Origin of the sequence: Photobacterium sp. WH77, from assembly GCF_022014395.1 — a bacterium.
Lineage (GTDB): Bacteria > Pseudomonadota > Gammaproteobacteria > Enterobacterales > Vibrionaceae > Photobacterium > Photobacterium arenosum.
Window position 1 is genome coordinate 1 of record NZ_JAKLTE010000066.1, and the last position, 531, is coordinate 531.

General features: G+C 45.0%; 1 protein-coding gene. It reads right to left on the reverse strand.

Annotated features, from left to right (window positions below; all coding sequences use genetic code 11):
* Window positions 1-80: 80 nt before the first annotated feature.
* Window positions 81-531, reverse strand: a 451-nt coding sequence (locus tag L6J37_RS21275; RefSeq protein ID WP_237796530.1) for an IS630 family transposase, incomplete at its 5' end; no start/stop codon positions are given.

A 531-nucleotide genomic window follows, 5' to 3' on the forward strand; every position in this document is an offset into this window, starting at 1 on the left:
TCGTCGTATTCTGCTGGCCAAATCTGGCTTCATCCTGGAACCAGACATCCACTTGCTCAAGGCTGATATGGCCCGGGATGTTACGGATCGTTTCCAGTAGGAAGTTTTTTAAAAGCTTCTTGCGTTGCTTGGCATTGTTTAGGGTGTTTTGAGCGGGATGTTATCCATGAAAATCCCATATGATCGAGCAAATAGTAAATGGAATCAGGGTGATAGTGTTTATCAAACTTCTGGACAATATATGCATGGATATCGGCACCCGTGAGTCTACCGCCTTGCGGGTTATGAGCTCTATCTTCGAGATATTGGCGAAGCTGTTCTTGTTGCTCTGGGGTTAAGAATGCAGGACGACCTGTTCTTGGTTTTTCCTGAAGTCCTTCGAGGCCTTCTTCGAGAAAGGTATGAACCCATTTGTTGACACTGGTTCTACTGACTTTGAGAAACTTGGCAATTTGAGTGCGGGACTGGCCCTCTTTAAAATGGGCAAGCGCGAGTAATCTCATTTTCATTTGAATGGATTTTTGCTGGCTT